The organism is Pseudomonas sp. REP124 (assembly GCF_020164475.1).
GTDB lineage: Bacteria > Pseudomonadota > Gammaproteobacteria > Pseudomonadales > Pseudomonadaceae > Aquipseudomonas.
Window position 1 is genome coordinate 1 of record NZ_JAIQWX010000275.1, and the last position, 3,080, is coordinate 3,080.

5 protein-coding genes are annotated in these 3,080 nt (G+C 61.2%); 4 read left to right on the top strand and 1 reads right to left on the bottom strand.

The window, feature by feature from the left end:
* Window positions 1-155 precede the first annotated feature (155 nt).
* Window positions 156-434, top strand: coding sequence for a hypothetical protein (locus K9857_RS30125; protein ID WP_224542194.1), 279 nt, complete (start codon window positions 156-158; stop codon window positions 432-434).
* Window positions 435-459: 25 nt separating this feature from the next.
* Here the strand turns inward: K9857_RS30125 and K9857_RS30130 are convergent, their stop codons facing one another.
* Entirely contained in the window at window positions 460-1,623 is a 1,164-nt protein-coding gene (locus K9857_RS30130) for a 1-acyl-sn-glycerol-3-phosphate acyltransferase (protein ID WP_224542196.1), read from the bottom strand.
* A gap of 141 nt (window positions 1,624-1,764) precedes the next feature.
* Between K9857_RS30130 and K9857_RS30135 the strand changes: the two genes are divergently transcribed.
* From K9857_RS30135 to K9857_RS30145, 3 genes are read left to right on the top strand one after another with little or no spacing between them, the layout of a single operon-like run.
* Window positions 1,765-1,947 carry a CPXCG motif-containing cysteine-rich protein gene (locus K9857_RS30135; RefSeq protein ID WP_175377757.1) on the top strand — a complete coding sequence of 61 codons (183 nt, stop codon included), beginning with the start codon at window positions 1,765-1,767 and terminating at the stop codon, window positions 1,945-1,947.
* 8 nt (window positions 1,948-1,955) lie between these two features.
* Window positions 1,956-2,216 carry a putative signal transducing protein gene (locus tag K9857_RS30140; RefSeq protein WP_175377758.1) on the top strand — a complete coding sequence of 87 codons (261 nt, stop codon included), beginning with the start codon at window positions 1,956-1,958 and terminating at the stop codon, window positions 2,214-2,216.
* 36 nt (window positions 2,217-2,252) lie between these two features.
* On the top strand, window positions 2,253-2,876 hold the full coding sequence (locus K9857_RS30145) for an SOS response-associated peptidase (RefSeq protein WP_224542198.1): 624 nt from the start codon (window positions 2,253-2,255) through the stop codon (window positions 2,874-2,876).
* The last annotated feature ends 204 nt before the right edge of the window (window positions 2,877-3,080 follow it).

The window sequence follows — 3,080 nt, forward strand, 5'->3', positions numbered from 1 at the left end:
CCCGCTCCCACAGGGAATCTGCGGCGGGCAGATAGATTGAAGGCGACTCTTGGCTAATTGTCGGAAAGAGCGGGCAGTCAGGCAGGCTTTCGGTAGAATCCCTCGCCGCGGTCGTCGCTCGGCGTCTGTTCTAACTGTTTTGTCTGAGGCTTGTGATGTCGCTGCACTTGATGACGCTGTTTACCGCCCATCCCGCCAAATTGATCAATCTGCTGGCATTGCTCCTGGCCTTCCCGGGTAGCTGGCTGCTGCACGCCACCCGCCGCCGCGAACAGCGCGCCATAGCCAGTCTTGAGGCGCAGCGTCAGAACGGTAGCGGTGAAGAGCCCACGCTGGATTGGGCTACCCTGCGCATGAACCGCTTTTTCTACCGCTTCGGTTTTGCCTGCATGGCGCTGGCGTTGCTGGTTTCGTGGATCAGTACCCAGGTCTGAATCCACACAGAGGATCGGGTAGCGACTAAAGCGGCAACCCTGCCTTGACCCGATACTGATTACGCACCGGCGTCGCATATTGCAGCACCAGGTACGGACGATGCTCTTCAGGGCAGGCATCCAGGCGTTGCTGCCATTGCTCTTGAGCCTTGGCCAGTTCGTCCGCCGCGAACATCTCGGCAGCTTTTGGCACCTGCAACTGCGGATCGGCGTCCTTCCACTGCGCATAAGCCAGGTAATGCACCGGGAACAGGCGGTAACCGCCCAGAATCTGCTTGTCCATCTCGACCGCCAATTGCTTGGTGTCCTCAAACAGCTCGGTGATCGGCGCGGCAAAGTTCACGTGCACCCGGCCCTTGTAGCCGGTGATGCCCTTGGCGATGCTCACGTCATCCTCGCCCGGCGCCTTGGTATAGGTGCCGGTGGTGGCGCGGATGTACAGCTCGCGGGCCTTGGCCTGGTCGCACGGGTCGTATTCATAGCTGATCGACACTGGCGTCAGGTTCAAGGAGCGAATGACTTCGCCGAACGGCTCGTCCTTGCGGCTCATGTGGAACATCTTCAGGATCGCGGACTCGGTACGGTCGTCGCCGTCCTTGGCCCGGCCTTCGGCCTGGGCGATCCAGATCGACGCGCAATCGTTGCGGATCGAATGGTTGATGTACGCCGATAGCAATTGGTACGCCGCCATTTTCTCGCGACGGCCGGTGATCGAACGGTGCACGATGAAACTCTTGTTCAGGCGCATCAGGTCGCTGACGAAAGGCTTCTGCAGCAGGTTGTCGCCGATAGCAATACGGGGAGTCGGCAGGCCGGCGTGGTACACGGCGTAGTTGACGAAGGCCGGGTCCATGACGATATCGCGGTGGTTGGCGATGAACAGGTAGGCGCTGCCGGACTTGAACTGCTCGACACCGGTGTAGGTCACGCCATCGGTGGCGCGCTCGATGGTGTGGTCGACGTAGTGCTCGACTTTGTCCTGCAGGGTGGCCACCGAAGTGACGCCGGCGAACTCACGGCGCAGACGATGAGCTATAAGAGGTTTGAGCGCCCAGCCCAGGGCACCGGCAAAACGCGGAAAGCGGAAGTGGGTGAGGATATCTAGAAACGCCTTGTCGCCGAGCAGTCGTGCCAGCACTGCCGGGACTTCACTGTCGTCATAAGGTCGGATGGCATCGAATTCGCCCATCATGCTCTCTTGTTGGAAACGGCTAGGGTAAGTAAAGGTTCTGATCAAAAACCGGCAGGGCACGGTCTGAAAAGTAGTCAGACACCAATAGCCCTGCAAATAGACCGGCGATTATACGCACAAGTCACTCGGGAGACCGCGATGCTGGAAAGCGCAGTTTATGAATGTCCGTATTGTGGTGAGGAAGTCGAAACCACCATCGACCTGTCCGCAGGTGATCAGACCTATATTGAAGACTGTCAGGTGTGTTGTCGGCCGATAACCTTTGTCCTGCAGGTTCATGGCGAGGAATGGCACCTGGAAGTGTTCAGCGAGAACGATTGAAGGCCTATATGCAGCGAATCTACGAACCGGAAAACCTGATGGAGGGCGAGTTGCTGCAAGGCATGCTCGCCAGCGAGGGCATCGAGGCGCATCTGGTGGGGCGCGACCTGGTCGGTGCCAGCGGCGAACTGCCGATTTTCGGGCTGCTGGGCCTGGCGGTGGAAAACGATCAGGCCGCCTACGCCCGCGAGCTGATCAGCGCGTACAATGCCGCGCTGCCGCTTGCGGGGGATGAACCCGAGAGCTTTCCGGGCACGCTGGTCTGTTAGGCTGGCCGTTCGTTTGATCAAGAGTCGTGCTGCGCCATGTGTGGACGTTATGCCCTGTTTCGCTGGAATCCCGCCTTTGCGGCCCTGCCTGGCTTCCCCGCCGATCAGCAGGCCCAGTGGAACATTTCCCCCAATGATTCGGTGTTGATCCTGCGTGCCGGCGAAGACGGCCAGCGCAACCTGGCGCGGGCGCGCTGGGGCCTGACACCGCCGTGGCTGACCGATATGTCCCGCACACCGGCCCACGCCCGCGCCGAAACCGTGGCCGAACAGCCCATGTTCCGCGAAGCCCTGCGCCTGCGTCGTTGCCTGCTGCCGGCCAACGGATTCTACGAATGGCGCGGCGGCACGCGCAAACGCCCGTACTGGCTGACGCCGGGGGAGGGCTCGTCGTTGTTTTTCGCGGCGATCTGGGAGGCGTATCCGGTGCAGGAGCAGGTGTGGCTGAGCACGGCGGTGATCACCCAACCCGCGGCCAGTCAGCGGCGACCGTTGATTCTGGATGCGGCCGGGCAGGAAGCCTGGCTCAACCCCGAAACCCCATTGCACACCCTCCAAGCCCTCCTCGCCAGCGAACCCGCCGCATTGCGCGAGCGGGTCCTGGCGAACATGGTCAATGATCCGAAACTCAACGGCCCGGAGTGCCTGACCCCGGGGTGAAAGCATCGCGAGCAGGCTCGCTCCCACAGGGTTTTTGTGTCGTTTGGAGTATCTGGGTAAGACACACAACCTGTGGGAGCGGGCTTGCCCGCGAAGAGGCCGGCACATCCAGCATCAATGTCGACTGTCCTGACGCCTTCGCGGGCAAGCCCGCTCCCACAGTGGTCGGTGGTGTTGGCCGATTCCGTGATCGACGCGAAATCC

Coding starts and splice junctions, on each gene's coding strand:
- K9857_RS30135 (WP_175377757.1), top strand. CDS start 1,765: ATGCTGGAAAGCGCAGTTTATGAATGTCCGTATTGTGGTGAGGAAGTC.
- K9857_RS30130 (WP_224542196.1), bottom strand. CDS start 1,623: ATGGGCGAATTCGATGCCATCCGACCTTATGACGACAGTGAAGTCCCG.
- K9857_RS30125 (WP_224542194.1), top strand. CDS start 156: ATGTCGCTGCACTTGATGACGCTGTTTACCGCCCATCCCGCCAAATTG.
- K9857_RS30140 (WP_175377758.1), top strand. CDS start 1,956: ATGCAGCGAATCTACGAACCGGAAAACCTGATGGAGGGCGAGTTGCTG.
- K9857_RS30145 (WP_224542198.1), top strand. CDS start 2,253: ATGTGTGGACGTTATGCCCTGTTTCGCTGGAATCCCGCCTTTGCGGCC.